The sequence below is a fragment of the Cedecea sp. genome, from assembly GCF_036500665.1.
Taxonomy (GTDB): Bacteria; Pseudomonadota; Gammaproteobacteria; order Enterobacterales; family Enterobacteriaceae; genus Cedecea.
Map to the genome: position 1 here is coordinate 24,033 of NZ_DASYBS010000151.1, position 25,228 is coordinate 49,260.

Genomic DNA, 25,228 nt, shown 5'->3' on the forward strand with positions numbered 1-25,228 from the left:
ACTACTGTTAAGGAAATGCCAATATGAGCGATGACGGCCTGGCGCCGGGTAAACGTTTGTCAGCGATCCGCCAGCAACTGGGTCTTTCTCAACGTCGTGCCGCCGAACTGTCTGGATTAACGCATAGCGCCATCAGCACCATAGAACAGGACAAAGTCAGTCCTGCCATCAGTACGCTGCAAAAGCTGCTGAAAGTCTACGGGCTGTCGCTCTCCGAGTTCTTCGCGGAACCGGAAAAACCTGATGAGCCGCAGGTGGTTATTAATTACGACGACCTGATTGAAATAGGCAGTCAGGGGGTTTCAATGAAATTAATACACAATGGGAATCCTAACCGTACGCTGGCGATGATCATTGAGACCTACCAGCCGGGCACAACCACCGGCGAGAGGATCAAACACCAGGGTGAGGAGACGGGCACGATACTGGAAGGTGAAGTGGTTTTGACCGTTAACGGGCAGACCTGGCACCTTGTTGCGGGGCAAAGCTATGCGATTAACACCAGCATGCCGCACAGCTTCAGCAACACCTCGGCAGGTATTTGCCGCATTATCAGCGCCCACACCCCCACCACGTTCTAATTATTTTCAGGCCTGATAAGGCTAACAAAGAGGGAAAAAGCGTGGTTTTTCCCTCTTTGTGGCTAACAGCAGAAAATCAATAAATTGATTTTCCAGGCGCATTAATTAGCAGTCCAGGTGTTTCTTCTCTCACCTACGGTCTGTTTGTAGACAGAGGCCTGAGTTACTCAGGCCTTATTTAAACAACATTTTTAACAGGACTTAATTCCTGGGGCTTTTTGCAGCCCAAATTTGCCTGAAGAACCCAGTAAGGCCATTTATCCGATTGAATAAAAGGAGTCATCATGGACTTTCAGCATCTTAATTACTGGCAGGAAAAAGCAAAAAATGCCTCGCCGGAAACCCGCCTGTTTATTAACGGCGAATATTGCTCTGCCAAAGACGGCGAAACATTCAGTACCGTCGATCCTTTTGCGCAACGCAATCTCGCCGACGTCGCCCGGGGTAAAAAAGCGGACGTGGACGTTGCCGTTCGGGCAGCTCGCAGTGTTTTTGAGCGTGGCGACTGGGCGCAGGCGTCACCGGCAAAACGCAAAGCCGTGCTCGGCAAGCTGGCAGATTTAATGGAACAGCATCACGAGGAACTGGCGCTGCTGGAGACGCTCGACACCGGCAAACCTATCCGCCATAGCCTGCGTGATGATATTCCGGGCAGCGCCCGCGCCATTCGCTGGTACGCCGAAGCCATCGACAAAGTGTACGGTGAAGTCGCCACCACGGGTGTTAACGAATTGGCGCTGATTGTGCGCGAACCAGTTGGCGTGATTGCCGCCGTTGTGCCCTGGAACTTCCCGCTGCTGCTGGCCTGCTGGAAGCTCGGCCCGGCGCTGGCCGCGGGCAACAGCGTCATCCTCAAGCCTTCGGAAAAATCACCGCTGTCGGCCATTCGCCTTGCGGCGCTGGCCAAAGAAGCGGGCCTGCCGGACGGCGTGTTTAACGTCGTGACCGGCTTTGGGCACGAAGCGGGACAGGCGCTGGCTCAACACCCTGACGTGGACGTGATTACCTTCACCGGCTCCACCCGCACCGGCAAACAGCTGCTAAAAGATGCGGGCGACAGCAACATGAAGCGCGTCTGGCTGGAAGCGGGCGGCAAAAGCGCCAATATCGTTTTCGCCGACTGCCCGGATCTGAAAAAGGCCACCGCCACCACCGCCGCCGGTATTTTCTATAACCAGGGCCAGGTCTGCATCGCCGGCACTCGCCTGCTGCTGGAAGAGAGCATCGCCGATGAGTTTATCGCCCTGCTGAAAGAACAGGCCAAAAACTGGCAGCCAGGCAACCCGCTGGACCCTGAAACCACGATGGGCACGCTTATCGACAGCGCCCACGCCGACAACGTCCACGGCTTTATTCGCGACGGCGAAAGCCAGGGCACGCTGGCGCTCGACGGGCGTAACGGCAGCCACCCGGCGGCCATCGGCCCAACGATTTTCACCGATACCGCAGCGGATGCACGAGTCGGCCGGGAAGAGATCTTTGGCCCGGTACTCGTCGTTACCCGCTTTACCTCCGAAGCTCAGGCGCTCTCGCTTGCCAACGACAGCGACTACGGCCTCGGTGCCGCCGTGTGGACCCGCGATCTTTCCCGCGCCCACCGCATAAGCCGCAGCCTTAAAGCAGGTTCCGTTTTCGTCAATAACTACAACGACGGCGACATGACCGTCCCGTTCGGCGGCTACAAGCAGAGCGGCAACGGACGCGATAAGTCCCTGCATGCCCTCGAAAAATTTAGCGAACTAAAAACCATCTGGATTGCCCTGGAGCCATCATCATGACTGAACATACCACCAGCTATTACGCGGCCAGCGCCAACCAATATGAGCCCTTCCCGCAGTTGACCGAGTCCGTAACCTGCGACGTGTGCGTGGTCGGCGGCGGCTATACCGGCCTTTCTTCCGCGCTGCATCTGTCTGAAATGGGCTATGACGTGGTGCTACTGGAGTCCGCCCGCATCGGCTTTGGCGCCAGCGGGCGCAACGGCGGGCAGCTGGTTAACTCCTACAGCCGCGACATCGACGTGATTGAGCGCCGCTATGGCCCGGAAGCGGCCAAAATGCTCGGCGGCATGATGTTTGAAGGCGGAGAAATTATTCGCGAACGCATTAAACGCTATCAGATTGACTGTGATTATCGCCCCGGCGGCCTGTTCGTTGCCATGAACCACAAGCAGCTGGAAAAGCTGGAAGAGCAGAAAGCCAACTGGGAGCGCTACGGCAATACCCAGCTGGCGCTGCTGGATGCCAGCGAAATCAAACGCGAAGTGAACAGCGACCGCTACGTGGGCGCCCTGCTCGATCACAGCGGCGGCCATATTCATCCGCTGAACCTGGCGATCGGCGAAGCTCACGCCATTCGCCTTAACGGGGGCCGCGTATTCGAACAGTCTGCGGTGACCTATATTCAGCACAGCAGCCCGGCCGTCGTCAGCACGGCGAAAGGCAAGGTCACGGCGAAGTACGTGATCGTGGCCGGTAACGCCTATCTCGGCGATAAGCTGGAACCGGAGCTGGCAAAAAGCAGTATGCCATGCGGCACGCAGGTGCTGACCACCGAGCCGCTGGGTGAAGATCTTGCCCGCTCGCTGATCCCGAAAAATTACTGTGTGGAAGACTGTAACTACCTGCTGGATTACTACCGCCTGACGGCCGACAACCGCCTGCTGTACGGCGGCGGCGTGGTCTACGGCGCACGCGACCCGGCGGATATTGAGCGCCTGGTGATGCCCAACCTGCTGAAAACCTTCCCGCAGCTGAAAGGCGTGAAGATTGACTACAGCTGGACCGGGAACTTCCTGCTGACGCTGTCCCGTATGCCGCAGGTGGGCCGTCTGGATAACAATATTTACTACAGCCAGGGCTGCAGCGGGCACGGCGTCACTTATACCCATCTGGCTGGCCGCCTGATTGCAGAGCTGCTGCGCGGTGACGCCGAGCGCTTCAACGCCTTCGCCAACCTGCCGCACTACCCGTTCCCCGGTGGCCGCACGTTCCGTATTCCGTTTACCGCGATGGGCGCGGCTTACTACAGTCTTCGCGATCGCCTTGGGGTTTAAATAAACCCGACGCACGGAGCGATCCCTCCGTGCGTTTTTTTATTAACGGCCCAAAGCTTTATGACCACCAAAACTTCACGTTGCGGCAGATTAATTAAGGAAAATATAAGGCGGCTTAAGCTAATTTACAGTCAATAACACCCAGATATTACCAGCCAGAATTTTTGAAAGTCTTCATCAATAACCCCTGCTATTCATTAGCCAGGCGGCAACGTAGCATGCAACGCATTCACCGACGACTCGCTTATTACCCACATTGAGAGACTCATTATGATGCGTAAAATGATAACTTCCGCCCTTGCCCTTACCGTATTTACCGCCCTGACCGGCACGGTTTTAGCCGCCACTGAAGTTCAGCAGGCAAGCGCCGGGCAAAGCATAGGCTCCATTTCAACCAGCGGCGCAACTACGCTTGACCAGGCTATTAATCAGATTTCCGACAAAGCCGATAAGGCCGGGGCAACCTCTTTTAAAGTGACCTCCGCAGGCGGGCAAAATAAGCTCTTCGCCACGGCAGAATTATTCAAATAAAGAAAAGCTCGCGCATGGCGAGCTTCAGATTGATGACAAACAGCCGAAAAACGTGGTTTTCGACTGTTTGGGGCAAACCAGAGAACATTATTCATTGTTTTTATTAGACCTGGGTTCAGACTTTTTTAGAGCAATGAACTTTGTCAGCAGTCTCAAGCTCGCGCATGGCGAGCTTGTTTTGCTATCACGGATTATTACAGCCGCCCGGACTCCGTAGCGGCTGCATTGATTTGTACCGGCATACCGGAACGGCGATTCAACGCCTCGCTGACAACGGCAGCATGCACATCCGACGCCTGAGTTTCGCTGCGCAATATCGTGGTCATCGGCAGCGGGACTTTTTTGTCGGACTCAAACTCCGCGCGATTACGCGACAGCGGCTCGTGCACCTCTAACCAGCGTTTGCCGTCCGGCTCGGTGGTGGCCTTCACCGGCTGGTCAATCAGCTGCACGCGAGTCCCGACCGGCACGTTATCGAACAGGAATTTAATGTCGTCGTTGCGCAGGCGGATACAGCCCTGGCTGACGCGCAGGCCGATACCAAAGTTAGCGTTGGTGCCGTGAATGGCGTACAACTTACCGATGTAAATGGCGTACAGGCCCATCGGGTTGTCCGGCCCCGGCGGCACAAAAGCCGGCAGCGTTTTACCCTCTTTGGCGTACTCGCGGCGGGTGTTCGGCGTCGGTGTCCAGGCTGGCGCATCCTGCTTGCGCTCCACGCGGGTTACCCAGTTGCGCGGCGTTTCACGTCCGGCCTGGCCGATGCCTATCGGCAGAATTTCTACGGTGTTGCTGTCCTTTGGATAGTAGTAGAGGCGCATTTCCGCCACGTTCATCACAATGCCTTCACGCACGGTGTCGGGCAAAATAATCTGCTGCGGAATAACCAGCTGCGTCCCGGCTTTTGGCAGGAACGGATCGACGCCCGGATTAGCCTCCAGCATATTGCTGAAGCCCTGCCCGTACTGAGCGGCAAAATGTTCCAGCGGCTCCTTGTTGCCCGCCGGCACGGTTACCGCGATCGGCGCGCCAACCAGGCGACTGCCTTCCGGCGGCAAAGGATAAGTGACGGCCAGCGCGCTTTGCGTGACCGCCGCCAGCGCAAAAGCCAGCGTGGAGAAACGAATCATAATTTCCCTGTTAGTGAACTTGACGTGAATACGCTAAGCATAACCGCCCTGGGAAAATTCTGTAAGGACGGCAGGTGAATATGTTTATTAATTGAACAGCCGGGTTGCGACCGCTGGCTTCAGAGGGCATGATGTCCTCTTGTTTTTAAAGGAGACGTTATGCAGGAATTGATATCCGCCCTCGAGCAATATGGTATTCAACCCAACCACACCACTTCCCTGATCGTCATTTTCGGCATCATTTTTCTGACCGCGCTGGTGGTGCATTTTATTCTGCACGGCATCGTGCTGCGGGCCTTTGAGAAGCGCGCGCAGTCCAGCGCCAGCCTCTCGCTGCAGATAATCACCCAGAACAAGCTGTTCCACCGGCTGGCGTTTCTACTGCAGGGCATCATCGTTAACGTTCAGGCTGTGTTATGGCTGCAAAAAGGCAGCGACGCGGCGACCATTCTGACCACCTGCGCCCAGCTGTGGGTCATGCTCTACGCGCTTATGTCCTTCTTCTCGCTGCTGGACGTGATTTTCGGCCTGTCGGGTAAATTCTCTTTCGCCTCCCAGCTGCCGCTGAAAGGCATTTTCCAGGGCGTAAAGCTGCTGGCCGCGATTGTCGTCGGCATCATGATGGTGTCGCTGCTTATCGGGAAGTCCCCGGCAATATTGATAAGCGGCCTCGGCGCGATGGCCGCCGTGCTGATGTTGGTGTTTAAAGATCCGATTCTTGGCCTGGTTGCCGGGATCCAGCTCTCCGCCAACAGCATGCTGAAGATGGGCGACTGGCTGGAAATGCCGAAATACGGCGCGGATGGCGCGGTGATCGACATCGGCCTGACAACGGTGAAAGTCCGCAACTGGGACAACACCATTACCACCATCCCAACCTACGCCCTGGTGTCTGACGCCTTTAAAAACTGGAGCGGGATGTCGGCCTCCGGCGGACGACGCATTAAGCGCAGCGTGAATATCGACACCACCAGCATTCGTTTTCTGTCGCAGGACGAGCAAGAGAAGCTACTTAAGGCGAAGCTGCTGCAGCCGTATATGGCGGAGCGCGGGAAAGAGATCAGCGAATACAACCAGCAGCACGCCGACGACTCGGTGCTGAACCAGCGCAAAATGACCAACGTCGGCACCTTCCGGGCTTATCTGAATGAGTACCTGCGTAGCCACCCGCGTATTCGCAAAGACATGACGCTGATGGTGCGCCAGCTTGCCCCCGAAAGCGAAGGGCTGCCGGTGGAGATTTATGCCTTCACCAACACCGTAGTGTGGGCGGAGTATGAAAGCATTCAGGCCGACATCTTCGACCATATTTTTGCCGTGGTGGACGAATTTGGGCTACGTATTCACCAGACGCCAACCGGCAACGACATGCGTGCCATTGCCGGGGCTTTTGAGCGCTAAACGGCGCTTTCTTCCGGCACCGTAAGCGGTTCTTTCGGCGGTCGCGGGTATTTTTTCAGCCAGCGGCCGCTGACCATTCGCCAGTAGAAGCACGCCCCGCGTACGGCCCAGTCGCCGAACATTCCCAGCCAGACGCCCACCACGCCCATCCCGAGCACAATCCCCAGCGTATAACCGGCGATAACGCGACACCCCCACATTCCCGCCATCGACACCCACATCGCGTAGCGGGCATCGCGCGCGCCCTTCAGCCCGGCCGGCAGCACCCAGGACGCGGCCCAGATAGGCATAAAGGCGGCGTTCATCCACAGCAGAACTTTGACGACTTCTTTGACATCGTCTTCGCTGGTATAGAACGAGGCAAACAGCCCGGCAAAAGGCGCGGTTCCCCAGGCAATGATCGTCAGCCCAATCGTGGCGAGCCAGAACGTGTGGCGCAGCTGGCGCTCGGCCTGGCCGATTTGCCCTTTCCCCAGCCGCCTGCCAACGATGATCGTTGACGCCGACCCCAGAGCGTTGCCCGGCAGGTTAATCAGCGAAGCCACCGAGAAGGCAATAAAGTTCCCGGCAATGACGTTGGTGCCCATCCCGGCGACGAACATCTGCGTCAGCAGCTTGCCGCCGTTGAACAGCACTGACTCGACGCTGGCCGGAATGCCAATCCCGAGCACTTCCCACAAAATGCCCCAGTTGAGCGGCGTGAAGTAGCTTTTCAGCGAGATGCGTAGCGCCGGGTTAAAACCAATCATCAGCACGAAGATAATGCCCGCCGCACCGATGTAGCGGGAAATGGTCAGCCCCAGCCCCGCGCCGACGAAGCCCAGCCCGCTCCAGCCAAAGATGCCGTAGATAAGGATGCTGCTGATGATGATATTGAGGATATTCATGCCGCCGTTAATCAGCAGCGGGATTTTGGTATTCCCCGCCCCGCGCAGCGCGCCGCTGCCGATAAGCGCAATCGCCGCCGCCGGGTAGCTCCAGACGGTAGTTTGCAGGTAGGAAAGCGCCAGACGTTTTACCTCCGGCGTGGCGTTCCCGGCGATAACATCGATGATGTGCGTGCCCGCCAGGTGAATGCCTGCGGCCATAACAAACGACACGATGGTCATCAGAATAAGCGACTGTCTGGCCGCCGCCCTCGCCCGCTCTGGATCCAGCCTGCCGAAGCTGAATGCCACCACTACCGTGGTGCCAAGATCGATAGCGGCGAAGAACGCCATAATAACCATGTTAAAGCTGTCGGCGAGCCCTACGCCCGCCATCGCCTCTTTCCCTAACCAACTCACGAGGAAGGTACTCAGCACGCCCATCAATAACACGCAGGTGTTTTCGAGGAAGATTGGCACCGCCAGCGGCGTTATCTCACGCCAGAACAGCACCCGATAACTCTTACGTTTGGCGTACCACGGCGTTTTCGCCACGGTCTGGCGAAGGACTGCATGTAAGTTCAAGCGAGGACCTGCAAGGAAAGATAAAACGGCATTTCAAATAATGGGCGACAAATCGTTATCCTACAAAGGATTTTTTTGTCTCAGATTGCCTGAAAAGGCAACAAGATGTTGATAGTTTCCGCAAACGCGCCAGAGGGCGAGATTTTGCCTTTGACAAGCCCCTGAGCCGCCGCTAATATTCGCCCCGTTCACACGATTCCTCTGTAGTTCAGTCGGTAGAACGGCGGACTGTTAATCCGTATGTCACTGGTTCGAGTCCAGTCAGAGGAGCCATATTTGAGAAGCCCGCTTAAGGAAACTTAAGCGGGCTTTTTGCTTTTGGTGGTGAGAGCTTACTTATTCCTTGTGCTTGTTTCTCTCGACTCTTTTATATCCATTTGCTGAATAACGTGAAGGCCAAATCTGCTCAGGCGGTATACCCAATTCTTCCGCAATTAACCTTTCACCTTTAGGCCAGGGCCTGCTTAGGGCGTTTGCCAAAGTCGATGATGCCAGCCCGGATTTTCTGGATAGCGCTGCCAACGACGTTCCCTTTTTCCTCATGCCTGCGACGATGTCTGCTGGGTGCCAATCTTCATGATTCATCCTGCTACTCCTTTGCATAACTGACATCATTAATTATCCCGTTTTGGGATAATTTGGCAAGTGGTTGATATTCGATTTTGGGATATTGATCGGAGTTTAGTTATGTCTTCAATTTATTCAGAAGAATATCAATTAGTTATCAAATCACTGCGTGATGCGCGAGTTAAAAGAGGGATAACCCAACAGCAATTGGCTCAGGCGATGGGTCGCCCTCAGTCATTTATAGCCAAGATAGAAAGTGGTGAAAGAAGACTGGATGTGATCGAATTTGCTCATGTGGCACAATTGCTGGGTGTTGAACCTGCGCCTTTACTGAAGGGAGTTGTGGGAAAGTTGGAGCAACTTTGAATCAAATGTCGGTGCTAAATTATCAAAAAGGGCATAGGTGATTTACCTATACCCTATGTTTTTATTTATCTTTTGATTTACCTGTTGATTTACTTGGTTTTAAATCTGGATTATTTCCTGGAGTATCTTTGTTATCACGACGACGTTGATCTGTCTTGCCTGTTGATTTAGCAATAGGTTTTGGACCAGGTTTAAGACTCATGATATTTATCCTTCAGAGGTTTATGAGGAAAACCCTCAGTAATGATATATAAGATTTAGATAATATCATCAAGCGATGATCGCTAATCATTTTATAATATGTGAACAATCGCTATAAGTTGCGATTTGGCATTGTTTTCTATATAAATAGATCGTCATAAAACATGACGAGGATCATATAAAAATCGCAAAAAACACTTTTTTTTAATTTTTATCAACTACCAAAAATAGTGAGGCTATATGGCAAGAATTGACCTTGCTGTTCCTTTCGCAGAAAAAGATCAAGTCAAGGCTCTGGGAGGTAGATGGGATCCGACAAATAAGGTTTGGTATATTCTCGAGGGCCTTTCAGTCGAATCATTTAGAAAATGGATACCATTCAGAAATGTTCGCTCACCTTTTTGGTATATTGCTCAAACTCAAGGCATCTGTTGGAAGTGCAAAGAATCGACCCTGCTGACATCAGTCTTGCTGCCGAAGGGACATGAAACACTTGAGAAAGATGATGAAAGTACAGAAGGTGCAACATTCTGGTTGAAGCAAGAAAAACCAGCTTTCATATTCTATATCGACGAAATACCAAGAGATATATTGATAAACTTTAATAAAGTCCGTCACTATCTCTCCCGAGACTTTAGCAAGACAACAAACAGTCACTACTGGATGAATCACTGCGAACATTGCAATCAAAAACAAGGGGATTTCTCTCTACATTGTGAACCAAACGGGTATTTCAGCCCGCTGGAAATACATAGAGCAGAGAATATTAATTTACACTCAATAAACTCCCCCTTCATAGCAGCTTGCGGCGATATATCCCACCAGCATGTTCATATACATTTTGGCGACTCTGGTGTATCAACCTCAGGGGAAATGCTTGAATGGATGAAAATTGTCGATTAGGCCATGAATTATATTCATTTATATGACAATTATTAAACCACACATAAAAGGCAATCTATGTGTGGTTTGATACTCCTTTGTAGAAACACTCGCCTCCTAATTGAGCCATTTCACTGTCAGCTTCCGGAGGCAGAATATGGACAATAAGAACCTACATCCCCAACTCCCACTCATCTCCCCTGATCCCTTCCAATATCGTTACCGTAGAGCGAACTTGCGAGCTTAATTTCCCGAGAGTCAACAGCCGCAGGTCACCCCATTTTTATACCTTTAGACATATATCCCTCCATTAAGAATGGCCTTATACTACCATCGAATTAAAATCATACAGTGATTTATGTTATGAATGAATTCAAATTATGCAATGACGTGATAAATATTAAATAACCATTAAAAATGGCTACTCAAGTAGGCGTGCAGATCTTGAAAAGCCCGCTTATTAATTTTTAAGCAGGCATTTTTCATGGTGAATACTATAGTTCTAGTTTTTTTATATCCGCTTATAATTCTTTCAATCTATTAAGGATTTGCTCTCGCTCTTTATTTAGCGCTTTGTCAGTGATATCGATCGCTGGTTGAAATATATTCATATCCATTTCAAAATGATTGAACTCATTCAGAAGAGTTTTCTTTGACATAAAAAACACTCTATTTTGCATTTTCTCACGCTCATTTCCTTTAAAAGATTCGTGAATAATACTGGATAGCATATCATATTTATTTGTATTAATTTCGTATTTTTCCACTAAGCATTTTTCAACATTGAGTCTCAAATATAAATATGTAAGTGTATGTCTTAATGTTTTTGATAGCAAAGGATAAGAGTTTGGTTTTAAAGGATTGAACTCTTCATAATTCCAACTGGTAATATCCTTAGCGGAAACTTTGTATTCTGAGGAAAGTACTTTATCTGAAAAAATCTTTTTATAAATATCTGAAACATTAATTTCCTCATCACAATACCCATGCATCAACTTTGTTAAGTTGTTCTTTTCTTCAACCAATCCGTTTATCTGACAAAGTCCACGCATGAAAGGAACGACTGAAATTAAAAACTGTTTTTCATTATCAATCTCTGATTTTATATCACCTCTTAGCAGACTTAAAAACTCATGAATGTACAACAGAATTGACATTTCATTTGTATTTATAGCTGTAAATCCATTTGTTTCACCTACTACATTATTAAAATAGTAGAGATTTAAACATTGTTTGGCTTGGTGTTCCAGAAGCTTAATCAAATCAGTGTTGTGTGTAAGAATTATTGATTTTTTATCTTTTAAAAAACTTAATATTGCATATGCCAATTTATTTTTATAAATGGAATCGAAACTAGAGATGGGATCATCAAGAATTATCAAATCATATTTTGATTTTTTAGCTTTTAGAAGTTCAAATGCTAAAGAAAGAAAGTTTTGTTCACCATTACTCAGTTCAAGATCTTTCCTGTTTTTATTAAGGAAATTAACATCACCAAGCATCAGCCTGATATTTTTATCATCATCACGCTTTAATGAAATTTCTCGTTCTAAAGATTCATTTAAAAATTGTTCAATAAAAAGCACATCTTCCGTTTCAAAAGTCGGTTTGTTACTCAGTAATTTTTGATACTCTTCATTAATCTCTTTCAGGTTCTGGTTGATTGAAACTCTTATAAAATCATTTTTGAGGAGCTTCCAGTATATTAACTTATAGCTATTAATATCGGAAACCAACTCACTTACAATGGATTTATCAGATTTTTTTATTGCCGTCCTAATTCTATTTTTTATGTTAAACGGATCAGATTGAGATAGCTTCTTTACGATCTTCTCAGCCATTTCCTTCTCATCATCATCCATTTGATTTGAAGTATTTTGGTATTGATTTTGTTTTTGTAATAGTTTAGATGCTACATCAATCTCATGATCACATACTAAGCACTCAACCATATAATTAAATTTATTTAATAAAACTACCGCCTCATTCTGTTCTTCTAACTTCACTATATTGTTTTCTTTTCCGTCTAGCTTAAAACTATAATTAGATAATGTTCGAATAATAGAATCATTTTCAGCATAATCTTCAATAAAAAACCTTAACTTATCTTGCTCATATTCCGGGCTATCTGTTATGTCAATATTATAAATTGTATTAATGAAATCATCCCGTACTATTTTACTCCCTCTCGACTGGCTATTTGCTATATCTGAAATATAGCTCAGGATTTTTTTATCTAAAATAACATCATCAAATTTCGTCTTGGTTTTAGTGATTTTATAGTTTTTTTTAAGAAGATCAACAAGTTCAACCTTAAATAAAGAAGAAAAACCAGAGTTTATTTTTTCTTTTACTTCATATTCTCTCTTTATATTTTCACCAAGAATAAAATCTTGTGTCTCACCTTGAATTATATTCCGATCATTTTGGTCTGATATAACATGAACAATTGGTTCACCGACCTCAGAATATTCCTTGCCATCTATATTAATAAAATACTCTGCACCTGACTCCTGGCCTAATACTTTTGATAAACTTGTTTTCCCAGTACCATTTGGCCCATACAGCACACAGACCTTATTGCGGTCAAAACACAGTTCATTGTTCTGTATAAGATTTGAATATTCACTGGTAAAAATATTGCCTTTCTTTAGTTTTAAAATTTTCACTTTCATAACAGCTCCTATTTAGGTGTGATTTCAAAATGGTTAATAACCTGAAATCAGGTTGGTCCACGGGCTCATAATTACTGACAAAATATGGAAAAAGGAGGGGATTAATAAAACCATGAAGATCTATCATATTTAAAAACCAAGTAATTCCCTTATCTTAAATCCATTAAAAAACCAAATTTATTTCTATGCTGGTGACATATAGAAAAAATGTCATAAAGATCCAAAAAGTAATAAATTACATTATAGCAATTACTGCAACTACTAAAATAGGTAGTGGGTTTAATTTCTTATTATTAATTCGTTTAAGCCCTTTTCACTGATCATCTCGTTTTGAGATAATTTCAAGAACAGATGATAGTCGAGTCTGGAGAAAGCAGGTAACGGCTTTCATTACCTCACTTGAGTATCAGGCTAATTAAAAATGGATAAATCGACAGAGAACAATGACTGGCATCCGGCGGATATCATTGCGGCTTTGCGGAAGAAAGGCACGTCTTTGGCGGCGGTCTCTCGTAAAGCGGGGCTGGCGTCTTCTACGCTGGCAAATGTGTTAACACGGCACTGGCCTAAAGGAGAAAGGCTTATTGCCGAGGAGTTAGGCGTTTCACCTGAGCAAATCTGGCCATCACGCCAACGTAAGGTTAAAGAGCAGTAAAACTATCGCCACCCGCGAACCGCCGGTGGCGAATACTTGCTATACCTCCAACTCCCACTCACCTCCCCCCAGCACCTTGCCGTTGACCTGGATCTCGATCCGCTGCACGCCGGGATAATACTGGCGGGTGGTGATTTTCTTTACCGCGTGCTTTTTCTCTATCGTTACCGAGCCGTTGGCCGGGAGTTCAAACGCGCGGAGCTTGAAAACCTTCGGGGCGGTGCTGCCGTTGGCCTTCATAAAGTGGAGAACGTAATCCACCACAATGCTTTGCGGGGCGTCGCTGGTTGAACGCAGGCTGACCTTAAACTCCAGGTTTTCGCCCAGGACAATGGCTTTTTGTTTGATGGAGAAGGCATCCAGCGCGACGTCCGCGCCGTGCTGCACGCCGATAAGCGCCAGCGCATCCGGGTGGCCATTCTTGATTAAGGTGCGAAGTGAGTGGCGGGTTATCCAGGTCACTTTTTTTACGTCTTCACTGCCGGACTGTTTAGCCTGCTGCTGCCAGCTCTGCAGGAGCTGAATCACATAGTCCGGGTGGTCTTTGGTGATGTCGTTCAGGTGGTTGGCGACGCTTTTTCGGACATACAGCTCAGGGTCGAACTTCAGGGCGTCCAGAATCGCTCTTGTTCCAGACGGATCTTTGATAAACAGATGCAGCTTTTCGCCCCACGGCACGCGGGGGCGTGTGCCTTCCGAAGCCCAGCGGCGAATATCCACGCTTTCGTCCTGCGCACATTTGAGCAGAAAGCGCATGGTTGCGTCAGGATCATGCTTGATAAAAGGCCTCACCGCCCATTCGGCGGTAAAACAAACGGTGACCACTTTCAGGGCCTCAAGGGAAAGCTCAGGATAGTTCAGGCCATAGACCTGAATAAACTCTGCGAAGGGCCAGACGGCAAAACCGCGCAGCGTGTTCTCTTTTAACACCGAAACCACCACGCCCAGTGCCGCCGGGTAGTCCTGCGGCAGCTCAGCCGCCAGCGCGTCGCGGATGGTCTGGACCCTGGCCTTCATCTCCAGCTTATCCAGCTTCTCTGCTTTTTTTAGAAAGGCATCGACGTTAAAGGCGGGATAGTGCTGCGCGATTAAGTTCGCAATGTCCTGCAAAAGCGCATGATTAAAAGCATGCTTAAACGCGTTCTGATTTTCGACGGACTCACTCACAGCCCTACTCCCTTGCGGATGATGTATTGCCGGAGTCTATCACTGTTTTTTCTTTTCTTTTTTAGCCGTTTGCTACATAAATTTTGCTATGCAATGCGCCCTGGATGGGTCAGCACCTGACGGAATTTCTCTATGTCGCAAATCACGTACTCATGCGCCACTTTCTGAATGTAGTGCTCTTCTATCAGCTGGTTTATCACCCGGCGATAGGTTCTTTCGGAGCAGCCAAATCGCTCGGCCTCGCGGGACACCTGCGAGAAGTCCACCAGCGGCTTGCTCTGCTGATGGCGTTCATACAGATCGGCCACGATGTTAAACACCAGCGGCTGCAGGAAACGTTCCATGGTTCTCGCCATTCCGCGCTGGTAGCTGGTGGAAAGCAGCTGGCTAAGCCAGACGCCAACTTCCGCGTGGCTGGTCAGGATGGTGTCCATCATCGCCAGCGGGATGACTTTTACCGTCATGGTGTCGTGGGCCACGACCGAGAACTGGCTCGGCGTGTGGGTCAGATATTCAATTTCGCCGATGATGGTATCGCTTACGAAACGCTGCCCCAGGCTGAACGCTTTCCCGTTTTCGGCGTTGTAGTGCATGGTGTACTCGCCGAGCGTTATCCAGTAGAGCGCTTTGATCTCTTCGCCCTGGCGCAGAATAAATTCGTCGGGGCCGATCTCTTTGGTTTTGAGCGGCGCGGCGTACACGGCATCGCGCAGGATCTGGTGCCCGCGCTGAGCGAACTGCTGAATAATATTCATGGTGTTGTCGCTCTCCGGCAGGGCTGCCACGCAGCTCAATAAGGTCACTAACTCGTCAAGTATTGCCTGTTTCGCCAGACTCTGCGGCGAAAAAGGCGGCTGAGATTAACTATCGTCCCTCGGTATTGTCAATACTCCTCGTTTTGCTCACCCCTTGCCAGCCCTGGCGTTTCTCTTTTCTTACCAGGGCAAAAATCAATTTTGTGATCGCCGTCGGCCCGGCCGGACATTTGCCTTTTTCTGCAAGCCACGGGGTTTCTATCTTAGCGGCATGAAACCAGCCAGGAGATCGTCTGATGACGCCACATATTAACGCCAACCCAGGCGACTTTGCCGAAACCGTGATCATGCCCGGCGACCCGCTGCGCGCGCAGTACATCGCGCAGACGTATTTAACCGATGCAAAGCGCGTGTGCGATACCCGCAATATGTTCGGCTTTACCGGCTATTACAAAGGCAAGCGCCTTTCCGTGATGGCGCACGGGATGGGCATTCCGTCCGTTTCGATTTACGTCCATGAATTGATCAACGCGTTTGGGGTTAAGCAGCTTATTCGCATCGGCACCTGTGGCGCAGTGGATGAAAGCGTGGATATGCGCCACGTGATTGTCGCCACCGGCGCGGGGACTTCCTCTTCGGTAAACCGCGACCGCTTTGGCGGTTATGACTACGCGGCCGTGCCGGACTTTGACCTGCTGCGCCGCTGCTGGATGGCGGCTGAGCAAAATAATATTCCGACCCAGTTCGGCAACACCTTCACCAACGACCTGCTGTACGACAAACCCGAAGGCATGCTCCCTGCCCTCAAAAAGATGAACATCCTTGCGGTGGAAATGGAAACCTCGGCGCTGTTCACTATCGCCGCGCAGTACCGCGCCAAAGCCCTGAGCCTGCTAACGGCCTGCGTAAGCAGCGTTACGGGGGAAGAGCCGACGGCAGAAGAACTCCAAAACACGTTAGACAAAATGATTGAGCTCGCTTTAGAAACCGCAATTCTCTGCGATTGATTTCTCCCATAAGGGTTCTCCGATGACAAACTCTACACACCAGCCGGCATCTGGCGGCATAAAAGTTGAATCAAACGGCGTCAATGCCGTGCCCGAAGCTGAACGTTACGGCAAACCTTCGGGGCTGTTCCCGATTTGGTTCTCCTGGAACGTCTCCATTCTGGGGATGACCTACGGGATTTACGTTTACTCGCTGGGCCTGAGCGTCTGGCAGTCGATCGCCGCCGGGATTCTCGGCTACCTGCTTTCCTGCTGCCTGGTCGGCGTGCTGGCGGTGGGCGGGCCAAGAACCGGCCTGCCTACGCTGACCCAGACCCGTTTCTGCTTCGGCTATCATGGCAATAAATTCCCGACGCTGTTTGCCTATATCTCCAACATGGGCTGGAAAATCACCATTATTACCCTCGCCTCGTCCACCGGCGCGGCGCTGTTTGCCAAACTCTGGCCCGCGGCGTTTGCGCTGGCGGACGGCAAACCAACGCTGGTTTGTATTCTCGGCTGGTTTATCGTCAGCCTGGCGCTGACCATGTCGGTCGCCATTTATGGCCACCAGCTGATCATGAAGGTCGAGAAATACATCGCGTGGCTGACCGGGTTTATGAGCATCATTTTTATCTTCCTGATGCTGCCGCATATTCACTGGGAAAAGCTGGGCCAGAGCGCCGCGCACGGCGACCTGCTGACCTGGATCGGCGGCGTGGTGATGGCGATGACCATGGTGGGCCTGGGCTTCCTGAACTACGGCGGCGACTTTGCGCGCTATCTGCCGAAGAAAACGCAGGCCTCAAAAGTGATTTTTTGGACGACAACGGGGATTTCCCTGCCGGTAAGCATTCTGCTGGTGTTGGGCGCGTTCCTGGCCGACAGTAACCCGGAGCTGGGCGCAGCTGCGGCGCAGTCGCCTATCGCCTCGCTGACTAACCTGCTGCCGTTTTGGTTCTACGTACCGTTTTCCATCGTGATTATCGTTTCGCTGCTGGCGGCTGCGATTACCGGCGTGTACAGTTCCGGCCTGGCATTACTGGCGCTGGGCATTCCCGCCAGCCGCGCCACGACCACCACGCTGAACGCGGCCATCATAGGCTTCGGCGCGTTCTACCTGATGTTTATTTCTGACTCGTTCCTCGCGACCTTCCAGTCATTCCTGGCCTCTATCTCGGTGGTGATTGGCTCCGCCGGGGCGATTCAGCTGATCGACTTCCTGCGCCAGAAACACCTGGGCTGGGATGTGGCAATGGCGAATAAAGCCGGATTCGGTGGCCGCGACGGCCGCTGGACGGCGCTGCTCTCGCTGGGCGTGGCAACGTTTGTGGGGCTGGGCACGATTACCTCCGGCGACCCGTATATCGCGCATGTGGTCGGCTTCCTGCTGACGGAAGAGACCCGCCACAGCGTCTTTGCCACGGCGAACCTCGGCGTGATTGTCTCGATGCTGACCGGCGGCGTGATGTATTCGCTGCTGACCTTCGGCCTGAAGATTGAGCTGCCGGGGATTTCATCTGCGCCAGCGGTTGTAACCTTGCAGGGCAAGGCTCAAAAAGCTTTGTAAGCCTAAAAACGGACCCGCTAAGCGGGTCTGTTGCCTTCCCAGTCCTGTAAAAAATCTATCAGCGCGCGCACCTTCGCCGGAACGTGCCGGGTATTTGGGTAAACCGCATAAATCCCCTGGGAGGGGAAACGATATTCAGGCAGTACGTACTGAAGTTCACCGCGTTCTATCGCGTTTCGCACCAGCCATTCTGGCAGTAAACCCACGCCGCAGCCCTGCACCACAAAGGCCATTAGCGCTGCCGCCGTGTCGGTCATAAAGCGGGCTGGTCCGGTAATCGTCAGATCTCGCGCTTCCTGGTCACGCCCAATAACCTGCCATTCTCTCGGCGTTGGCAGCCGACGATGAATAACCCATTCCGCTTCGGCCAGGGCTTCCAGACTGCCGATCGGGTTGCGTTCGATCCACTGCGGGGCGGCAACTGCCACAATCTCAAAGCGCTCTATCAGCGCGGCGCGGTAAGAGGAATCCACCAGCTTGCCGAGGCGGATAGCAACGTCAAACTGCCCGGAAATCAGGTTAACCGGCGCAGAAGAGGACTCATGCCGGATAGTCAGCCCGGGATGCAGCCTGCCGAAGGCGCTCAGGGCGGGAATGACCTTTGCCTGGCCGTATTCCGGCGTCGTCGAAATACTCAGTTCGCCCGAAAATCCTCCGTGGTGCCCCTGAACGTCTTCAACCAGCGCTTCGCTTTCTCTTAAGAGCTGTAAAGCACGCTGGTAAAACACCTCGCCCGCCTGGGTTAACGCCACGCGGCGCGTGGAGCGCACGAGAAGCGAAACGCCAAGCTCCGCCTCAAGCTGGCGAACGTTAAAGCTTATCACCGCCTTAGTTTGTTGCGCTGATTGCGCCGCGGCGGTAAAGCCCCCGGCCTCCACCACGGCCACAAACTGCGCCACTCGCTGTAGGTTCAGCATGCTAATTCGCCTGATTATCAAATTATTTTTGACAGTGTATCAGCCGCAACAGGATTTATCCGCCCGGCCGAACCTGCTGAAATCACCTTTTCTTTTTCACGAGAACCGTCATGCCTTACCGCTACAGGGTTGCTGCCGTTTATCTGCTCGGCTTTTTTCTCGACCTGATCAATATGTTTATCTCCAACGTCGCCTGGCCTGAAATGGGCAGGGAGCTTAATGCGCCGGTCACCGAACTGGCGTGGATAAGCCACGGCTATCTTTGCGGCCTGACGCTGGTTATTCCCTGCAGCGCGTGGCTGACGCAGCGTCTGGGCGCCAAACGCCTGTTTATGCTTTCACTTGCGCTATTTACGCTGGGTACGCTGGCATCCGGCCTCGCGTCTGGCCTCGAGGCGCTGGTCGCCGCGCGTATTCTGCAGGGCGTTGGCGGCGGGCTGCTGATCCCCGTTGGCCAGGCGCTGACCTGGCAGCTTTTTGCGGTGCACGAGCGGGCCAGACTTTCATCAGCCATTATGCTGGTGGCGCTGCTGGCTCCGGCGCTTTCGCCAACGGCGGGCGGCCTGCTGGTGGAGTCTTTCGGCTGGCGCTGGATATTTTTGTCGAGCCTGCCGCTGGCGCTGCTAACGTTAGTGCTCGCCGGGCTGTGGCTAAAACCCACCGGGCAACAAACTCCCCGCAGGCCGCTGGACGTCAAAGGGCTGATACTGGGATCTGCCGGACTGTTCGCTGTTTTGCTGGGCGTCACGCAGGCCAGCAATGCGACGGCACATTTATCGGCCCTGCTGTTGCTGGCCGCCGGGACGTTTATTCTGTGGCTATTTGTTCGTCGTAACGGCAGGCATCCTCATCCGCTGTTCAGCCTGCCGCTGCTGGCGGACCCGCTACTGCGCTACGCGATGCTGGTTTATCAATGCGTTCCGGGCATTTTTATGGGCACCAGTCTGGTCAGCATCGTCTATCTGCAAACGCAGCTGGGCCTGTCTGCCACCCAAACGGGGATGTTGATGCTGCCGTGGGCGATGGCTTCTTTTGTGGCGATTTCATTTACCGGCAAGATGTTTAACCGCCTCGGCCCGCGCCCGCTGATTACTGCCGGAGGAATACTTCAGGCCGCAGGGATTTTGCTGCTGGCGCAGGTCAGTTCCGGCGAGCAAATTCCGTTGCTGGTGGGCGCTTATATTCTGATGGGCCTGGGCGGGAGCCTTTCCAGCAGCACGGCGCAGAGCACCGCTTTCATCTCTATCCCTTCGGAAGCGATGCCGGAAGCCAGCGCGCTGTGGAACATTAATCGCCAGCTGAGCTTTTGCTTTGGCGTGGCGCTGCTGAGCCTGCTGCTGACCGTACTGCAGGGGCTGATGCCCACCCCACGTGCTTATCTTGTTACTTTTAGCCTTGCCGCCGCCGGGACGCTTGCCCCGCTGGCTTATCATCTACGGCTGAATAATCAGCAGATTAAAAATCAACTTATCCAAAAGGAGCCCTGAGAGATGAATATCTGGTTTAAAGAGGTGATCGACGCCCACGTTGCCATTGAGCATTGGCTTGGCGCGGGCCAGGGCGAGCTGGAGGCGCTTTTGGCACGCTTTTCTGACGATTATTCGATGATCGCGTTGAGCGGTACAAAGCTGGATTACCCGGCGCTTTGCGGCTTTTTCAGCGCCAGCGGCGGCAGCCGTGAAGGGCTGGCAATTGAAGTCGATAGCCTTACTCTGCTGGACGAATGGCAGCACGGTGCCGCCGTGCTTTACCGCGAAACGCAGACCCTTAACGGCTCAACTACCGTGCGCTGGTCTACGGTGATTTTCCGTCAGAAAGGTGACAACGTGTTATGGCGCCATTTGCAGGAAACCGGGCAGGCGTAAGAGGGATCGGCCGTGACAGCCCCCTGCGGTATCAGCACTGACTCGCGCCCCATTTATTCGCCGTCAGTGGCAAAGGTGGTCCCGGTCAGAGGAGCCATATTTGAGAAGCTCGCTTAAAGACACTCAAGCGGGCTTTTTACTCTTTACGCCGGGCCGTCGGGATTAGCTTGCCGGGTTGCATGATGACTTTTAACTGAGAATAGCCTCATATTCTGCCGTGCGATGCCGTCAGTTTAGACATCCAGAGATCCCCCTATCCTGCTGCAGGCAAGGGGGGAGCAACATGAATGAGATATCATGTCCGTCTCATATCGACATATTTTTCAAAATATATAACGTTGAAAAATCCCAGTCGAAATAAAAAGGAGAAGAGTGCAACCGGGAATGTTCTTACTATTGTAAAAAAACGTACTGCTGGATCAGCATAATCCTCCCCCGTTATTTACATCAGAAAATAATTAGTGAACAATTCAGGGGATATCGGTTGAACATTACAAATACGCGCCTATATTATAGTTGTTGTCTCTAACCGTGAGGATAATATGTCCGACTTAACACTTCTGAATAATCTACGCTCGCTTCGTGCCCAGGCTCGTGGTCTCGAACTTTCCGTGCTGGAAGAATTGCTGGGAAAATTAACCTCCATCGTTTCCGACAGGCGGGAAGAAGAACATCAGCGACGTGCAGCGCAGGCCGATAAGCTGGCTAAGCTTGAAGCCATTAGAGCACAGCTGCAGGAAGAAGGTATCGATCCGGCTGAACTTCTTAGCCCATTAAGCACGAAAAAAGGTGCCGCTAAGTCTAAGCGAGCGCCGCGCGCCGCCCGCTATAAATATACGGATGATAAAGGCCAGCAGCAGACCTGGACGGGTCAGGGCCGTACGCCAAAAGCGATCGCCCAGGCCCTCGAAAAAGGGAAAAAATTAGAAGACTTCGAAATCTGATGCTTTAGCCGCCGGTACTCTGCTGGCGGCGCCTCTCATTTTTATTGCCTGTCTTGAGATAAAACAGCAGGCGTTATCGGCAGAACCATCGCTATCACAATTCAGTATCGAAGCACGCTTTGCCAAGCCGGGTATAGCCGCCAGGCCCAACGATAATTTTTTTATTTTTAGCATTAATGATCGGGTCAAAGAAAACCTCACCGGGGAGAAGATAAAGCTGCCTTGAGCTTTCGTCATCACCTTCGCACCCGTTATGTACGATAAGCCTGAAATAAGTATTCCCCTCGTTTTTAACCCGGTGGCTATTTTCATCCACTGAATAGGCAAAGTGCATTTTTCTCGGCCGCACGATGAGCACTGAACTTACGGCGGTAACGGGCACAGCATTGATGTTTTTTTGCGTATCCTGCAAAGGGTACAGCCGTATTGGGATCTCGCGAAATACCACCCGATAATAACGCTCTGTGTTATCTTCCGGTCCCCGATAGTGCAGCTTAAAGTATTCCCGTTCTCCGCGCTCCAGTAAGAACTTCAGTGGCGTAAATAATACTTCGCCATTCAAATTCGACTGAACGTGCTCGCCACCTCTTCCGGGCTTATCTATTTTATAAATTTTGAGCCGGTAAAGGTTTGCCCGCGCGGTGTCATTCGACACAATTCGCGCCGTAAATTGTTCATCAGGCATGATGTCGTAGACCAGCGAAGTGAGGTAAACCGCCCCCGCGGGGGCGGTCTGAAAAAGACATCCCAACATCAGAAAGCGTAAACGGTTTAAAGGTGCGCCCCGCGATCCCGAAGCTCGCTTCATTTTACCCCCTGCCAGGTCGCGGACACTTTGATTTCCCCGCTGGCGCTGACGGTTCCCTGCCAGTCTTCATTACTCAGGCTAAACTGTGAGCTATAATCATCCATCGGGAAAAGTAGCTTAATGTTCGTTTTATAGTAATGACCGCTATCTTCACGCGCGTTCCAGGCAGTTTGCACCCAATTAGCACCGGTAATTTCAACAAGCTCCCCAGAACAACTATTACGCTGACGAACTATCGCTCCTGTCTGCGAAGTAAAGGAGAGATAAGCCGGTATCGGGACGGCTAAACCGTTATCAGCCGAACGAAACAGGCAGTATGGGATGCTGTCGACGCTGACGCCCTCTCCCAGCACCTGAGCGGTAATGGTATCCGCCTGGCGTACGGACGATGTCGTGACGGTATATTCAAATTCTATTGGTTCACTTTTGCCAATTCTGCCAGAGCGCCGAGGATGCGATTCCCCATCGGATGAGACAATACTTATCCCATACTCTTTAGGGATGATATTGACGCGGTTTGAGGTACTGAACTGATAAAAGCCGGATTCGGGCGTATTGGTATTGCGAAAGAAAAAGGTGAACAGAGAATCTTTGCCCGTCAGGTTAGCACCGGACTGCAGTACCTTTTGGAAAAAGGCCTTCGATAAAAAGACATGGAGCGCCCCCTCGCCGGGCGTAAAGATCTCCGAGTAGCGGGTAGTTGTGGTCGCGTAGTTGGAACGATAGTTTATCCAGCGGGCGCCATCTCCGCTAAATCTTACATCCGTTGCTGCCGGCGTAAAGCCCAGTGTGGCGGTGTCGATAACCAGAGTGGCCATTATCGAGTTAATCACCTGAGACTGCTTCAAATTATACACAACCATTTTACAGGTGATGCCATCAACGCCGGCGACGATAGCCGTGCTGCACCATTGACCATCATTAGTGAGCGACGGAGAGCCATCGCTTGCCACCCAAATTTCCGAGATAGAATTCGTATTAACCAGTGAAAGGTGACTAATTTTGGTGGACGTCAGGGTATAGGTTTCCCAGTACACCGCGCTATTATCCAGGTCCTTACAGCGTAAGCCGGAACCGTAGTCATAATCAGCTGAGCTTGAGCGCAAGGCGCACCAGTTAATTTCAAAAACGGAGTCGTTGCCAACGGGCTCAGTGCGGAAGTAATCATAAGCCGATGAAGAAAACAGCCCGTAAGGTTGATTACCGTTATAAATGGAATTGCCGCTGCGCACATGATAAATGCCCTCTTTATCTACTGCATCAGCCGAGATAGCGCCATCAGCCGGGCAAGTGCTGCCGTTATTCATGCAGCGTAATCCGCGAAACGGGGTATTTATCGGTGAGCGAGCGATCCATAAATCTACATAGCGATCGCTGCGGGTAGTGCCATACCCCATGTAGCCCAGACTTGTTTGGTTGGAGTTATAACGCATCCAGACATTGGAGCCTGAAAAGCGCGGATCCAGCCTCGTGGGCGTAATAAAATGCTCATTGTCCACCAGGTTTTCGATGAACATATAGCTGGTTGAGCCACTTCTTGTTGAACCGTTTACCGTCGCCGCGTTCGCAAAATATGACGTCAGTAAACCCACGGCGGCCAGGCTTAATGCGTACTTGAGTCCATCAGACACGCTTTTTCCCCTCTGGTCGCGACGCCATTTTTTGCTGCGGTTCACAGCGGATATCCCCCATCCAGATTGCCCCACGGGCGTTCCGTAAATTCAGCACAGCCTCACAGATACCTCCCCGCTCATCGACCAGGGTAATTACCGGATAACGCTTATCCACATCCATTGCGAATTCGCCCGTGGCATCCGTTTTCGTTTTGCCGATATGGTTATGAATCTCCACATTTGCAAAAGCGCCGCCATCGGCTTTCTGTATTCGTCCGAATACCGTGACCAGTTGTTTTATTTCCGGGTTAATAACGCCAATATTTCCCGGGTATAATACAACCCTGGAGTGGCGACCATTAACGATATCCACGCTATCCATTGATGTCTTATCGTTCATCAGCTCTATTCTATATTCAGCATAAGGAGGGAGGCTAATAAAGTTGCTTTTCCCTGAAAGGGAATAATGGCTACCATTAATTTGGGCAAGCATCGTACCGACCTCGCTAAAGTGCGTGTTAATGACCACCCCAGAGCGCTCAGAACCTGTACCAAAATTCAAGCTTTGTGGCGTCAGTGCCACGCTCCCCTGAGAGCTATAGTTATAGCTGGTGGTTTTATCGGAAGAGTGGGAAACAGAGAGGGTGCCGGCGTTATATTTTGTATCGTATGAAGCATACCCATTAGCTGCAAAACCGCCGTTGCCATTCCCTGTTTCGCTTTCACCTTTTTTTATTCGCTTTGAGACAGATGCCCCCGCTGAAGTCACGGGGCCGCTATCAAAACCTTTTTGCAATGTAGCATTAGCCAACGTGCTGCCATTCTCGCTGGAGAAGCCGGCGCTTAACCAACTGGACAACGGTAAAGAGGCATTAATATTGACGTATTTTTCTTGCCGCTCGTTGCTTTCATGATAATGGTAGCGCTGCAGCCCCATATTTATTGATATTGTGGCATAGCGATTCGAAAATAAAGTCTGATGGTAATCGGCATTGGTGTAGGTACTGGCATTATACTTATCTCTATTTCTACTCATTGAAAACGAACCTAACCACGGGGAAAACTTGTGCAAATTTATGCTGAATCCCACGGAAAAATAGTTATCATT

The 25,228-nt window shown here is 51.1% G+C and carries 24 protein-coding genes and 1 tRNA gene; 14 read left to right on the top strand and 11 right to left on the bottom strand.

The window, feature by feature from the left end:
* Positions 1-23 precede the first annotated feature (23 nt).
* The 4 genes from puuR to VGM55_RS24130 all read left to right on the top strand — a co-directional run bounded on the left by puuR (position 24) and on the right by VGM55_RS24130 (position 4,167).
* Complete coding sequence (puuR, locus tag VGM55_RS24115) at positions 24-581, top strand: HTH-type transcriptional regulator PuuR (protein ID WP_154189164.1); 558 nt, start codon at positions 24-26, stop codon at positions 579-581.
* Between the two features lie 284 nt (positions 582-865).
* Positions 866-2,359 carry an aldehyde dehydrogenase PuuC gene (puuC, locus tag VGM55_RS24120; RefSeq protein ID WP_331636979.1) on the top strand — a complete coding sequence of 498 codons (1,494 nt, stop codon included), beginning with the start codon at positions 866-868 and terminating at the stop codon, positions 2,357-2,359.
* Positions 2,356-3,636 (top strand): FAD-binding oxidoreductase, encoded by a 1,281-nt coding sequence (locus VGM55_RS24125; RefSeq protein WP_331636980.1) that lies wholly within the window; start codon positions 2,356-2,358, stop codon positions 3,634-3,636. The genes puuC and VGM55_RS24125 overlap by 4 nt, the downstream gene beginning before the upstream one ends.
* Positions 3,637-3,906: 270 nt before the next feature.
* Entirely contained in the window at positions 3,907-4,167 is a 261-nt protein-coding gene (locus VGM55_RS24130; protein ID WP_331636981.1) for a DUF1471 domain-containing protein, read from the top strand.
* A 194-nt stretch (positions 4,168-4,361) separates the two neighbouring features.
* Here the strand turns inward: VGM55_RS24130 and ldtA are convergent, their stop codons facing one another.
* Positions 4,362-5,297, bottom strand: coding sequence for a L,D-transpeptidase (gene ldtA, locus VGM55_RS24135; RefSeq protein ID WP_331636982.1), 936 nt, complete (start codon positions 5,295-5,297; stop codon positions 4,362-4,364).
* Between the two features lie 159 nt (positions 5,298-5,456).
* On the opposite strand from ldtA, the gene VGM55_RS24140 reads away from it, so the two are divergent.
* Positions 5,457-6,698 (top strand): mechanosensitive ion channel family protein, encoded by a 1,242-nt coding sequence (locus VGM55_RS24140; protein WP_331636983.1) that lies wholly within the window; start codon positions 5,457-5,459, stop codon positions 6,696-6,698.
* Here VGM55_RS24140 and VGM55_RS24145 read toward each other — a convergent pair.
* Positions 6,695-8,149, bottom strand: a complete 1,455-nt coding sequence (locus VGM55_RS24145) for an EmmdR/YeeO family multidrug/toxin efflux MATE transporter (protein WP_331636984.1) — start codon at positions 8,147-8,149, stop codon at positions 6,695-6,697. The two genes, VGM55_RS24140 and VGM55_RS24145, sit on opposite strands and share 4 nt — an antisense overlap.
* A gap of 197 nt (positions 8,150-8,346) precedes the next feature.
* On the opposite strand from VGM55_RS24145, the gene VGM55_RS24150 reads away from it, so the two are divergent.
* Positions 8,347-8,422 (top strand) — tRNA-Asn (locus VGM55_RS24150).
* A gap of 63 nt (positions 8,423-8,485) precedes the next feature.
* On the opposite strand, the gene VGM55_RS24155 is transcribed toward VGM55_RS24150, so the two are convergent.
* Positions 8,486-8,734: a helix-turn-helix transcriptional regulator gene (locus VGM55_RS24155; protein ID WP_331636985.1), complete on the bottom strand. Its 249-nt coding sequence runs from the start codon at positions 8,732-8,734 to the stop codon at positions 8,486-8,488.
* Between the two features lie 102 nt (positions 8,735-8,836).
* On the opposite strand from VGM55_RS24155, the gene VGM55_RS24160 reads away from it, so the two are divergent.
* Positions 8,837-9,082, top strand: a complete 246-nt coding sequence (locus VGM55_RS24160; protein WP_331636986.1) for a helix-turn-helix transcriptional regulator — start codon at positions 8,837-8,839, stop codon at positions 9,080-9,082.
* Between the two features lie 61 nt (positions 9,083-9,143).
* Here VGM55_RS24160 and VGM55_RS24165 read toward each other — a convergent pair whose 3' ends face one another.
* The gene (locus VGM55_RS24165) at positions 9,144-9,284 is read right to left on the bottom strand and encodes a hypothetical protein (RefSeq protein ID WP_331636987.1); all 141 of its coding nucleotides are present in this window, start codon (positions 9,282-9,284) and stop codon (positions 9,144-9,146) included.
* A 239-nt stretch (positions 9,285-9,523) separates the two neighbouring features.
* Here VGM55_RS24165 and VGM55_RS24170 point away from each other — a divergent pair, with 239 nt between their 5' ends.
* Positions 9,524-10,186: a DUF5710 domain-containing protein gene (locus tag VGM55_RS24170; protein ID WP_331636988.1), complete on the top strand. Its 663-nt coding sequence runs from the start codon at positions 9,524-9,526 to the stop codon at positions 10,184-10,186.
* Between the two features lie 500 nt (positions 10,187-10,686).
* Here VGM55_RS24170 and VGM55_RS24175 read toward each other — a convergent pair whose 3' ends face one another.
* Positions 10,687-12,840, bottom strand: a complete 2,154-nt coding sequence (locus tag VGM55_RS24175) for an AAA family ATPase (RefSeq protein WP_331636989.1) — start codon at positions 12,838-12,840, stop codon at positions 10,687-10,689.
* Positions 12,841-13,261: 421 nt separating this feature from the next.
* On the opposite strand from VGM55_RS24175, the gene VGM55_RS24180 reads away from it, so the two are divergent.
* Entirely contained in the window at positions 13,262-13,495 is a 234-nt protein-coding gene (locus VGM55_RS24180) for a helix-turn-helix transcriptional regulator (RefSeq protein ID WP_331636990.1), read from the top strand.
* 39 nt (positions 13,496-13,534) lie between these two features.
* On the opposite strand, the gene VGM55_RS24185 is transcribed toward VGM55_RS24180, so the two are convergent.
* Complete coding sequence (locus VGM55_RS24185) at positions 13,535-14,662, bottom strand: DNA alkylation repair protein (protein WP_331636991.1); 1,128 nt, start codon at positions 14,660-14,662, stop codon at positions 13,535-13,537.
* Between the two features lie 86 nt (positions 14,663-14,748).
* Positions 14,749-15,465 (bottom strand): Crp/Fnr family transcriptional regulator, encoded by a 717-nt coding sequence (locus VGM55_RS24190; protein ID WP_331636992.1) that lies wholly within the window; start codon positions 15,463-15,465, stop codon positions 14,749-14,751.
* A gap of 245 nt (positions 15,466-15,710) precedes the next feature.
* On the opposite strand from VGM55_RS24190, the gene deoD reads away from it, so the two are divergent.
* Complete coding sequence (gene deoD, locus VGM55_RS24195) at positions 15,711-16,424, top strand: purine-nucleoside phosphorylase (RefSeq protein WP_235212943.1); 714 nt, start codon at positions 15,711-15,713, stop codon at positions 16,422-16,424.
* Between the two features lie 22 nt (positions 16,425-16,446).
* Complete coding sequence (locus VGM55_RS24200) at positions 16,447-17,973, top strand: purine-cytosine permease family protein (protein WP_331636993.1); 1,527 nt, start codon at positions 16,447-16,449, stop codon at positions 17,971-17,973.
* Positions 17,974-17,990: 17 nt separating this feature from the next.
* On the opposite strand, the gene VGM55_RS24205 is transcribed toward VGM55_RS24200, so the two are convergent.
* A complete protein-coding gene (locus tag VGM55_RS24205) occupies positions 17,991-18,890 on the bottom strand; it encodes a LysR family transcriptional regulator (protein WP_331636994.1) in 900 nt (299 codons plus the stop codon).
* A gap of 110 nt (positions 18,891-19,000) precedes the next feature.
* Here VGM55_RS24205 and VGM55_RS24210 point away from each other — a divergent pair, with 110 nt between their 5' ends.
* The 3 genes from VGM55_RS24210 to VGM55_RS24220 all read left to right on the top strand — a co-directional run bounded on the left by VGM55_RS24210 (position 19,001) and on the right by VGM55_RS24220 (position 21,699).
* Positions 19,001-20,377: an MFS transporter gene (locus VGM55_RS24210; RefSeq protein ID WP_331636995.1), complete on the top strand. Its 1,377-nt coding sequence runs from the start codon at positions 19,001-19,003 to the stop codon at positions 20,375-20,377.
* Between the two features lie 3 nt (positions 20,378-20,380).
* The gene (locus tag VGM55_RS24215) at positions 20,381-20,755 is read left to right on the top strand and encodes a DUF4440 domain-containing protein (protein WP_331636996.1); all 375 of its coding nucleotides are present in this window, start codon (positions 20,381-20,383) and stop codon (positions 20,753-20,755) included.
* A gap of 542 nt (positions 20,756-21,297) precedes the next feature.
* Entirely contained in the window at positions 21,298-21,699 is a 402-nt protein-coding gene (locus tag VGM55_RS24220) for an H-NS family nucleoid-associated regulatory protein (RefSeq protein WP_331636997.1), read from the top strand.
* A gap of 94 nt (positions 21,700-21,793) precedes the next feature.
* Here VGM55_RS24220 and VGM55_RS24225 read toward each other — a convergent pair whose 3' ends face one another.
* The 3 genes from VGM55_RS24225 to VGM55_RS24235 all read right to left on the bottom strand — a co-directional run.
* Positions 21,794-22,507 carry a molecular chaperone gene (locus VGM55_RS24225; protein ID WP_154189180.1) on the bottom strand — a complete coding sequence of 238 codons (714 nt, stop codon included), beginning with the start codon at positions 22,505-22,507 and terminating at the stop codon, positions 21,794-21,796.
* A complete protein-coding gene (locus VGM55_RS24230) occupies positions 22,504-24,138 on the bottom strand; it encodes a fimbrial protein (RefSeq protein ID WP_331636998.1) in 1,635 nt (544 codons plus the stop codon). The genes VGM55_RS24225 and VGM55_RS24230 overlap by 4 nt, the downstream gene beginning before the upstream one ends.
* On the bottom strand, positions 24,131-25,228 hold a 1,098-nt coding region (locus VGM55_RS24235), incomplete at its 5' end, for a CS1-pili formation C-terminal domain-containing protein (RefSeq protein ID WP_331636999.1). The genes VGM55_RS24235 and VGM55_RS24230, both read right to left, overlap by 8 nt.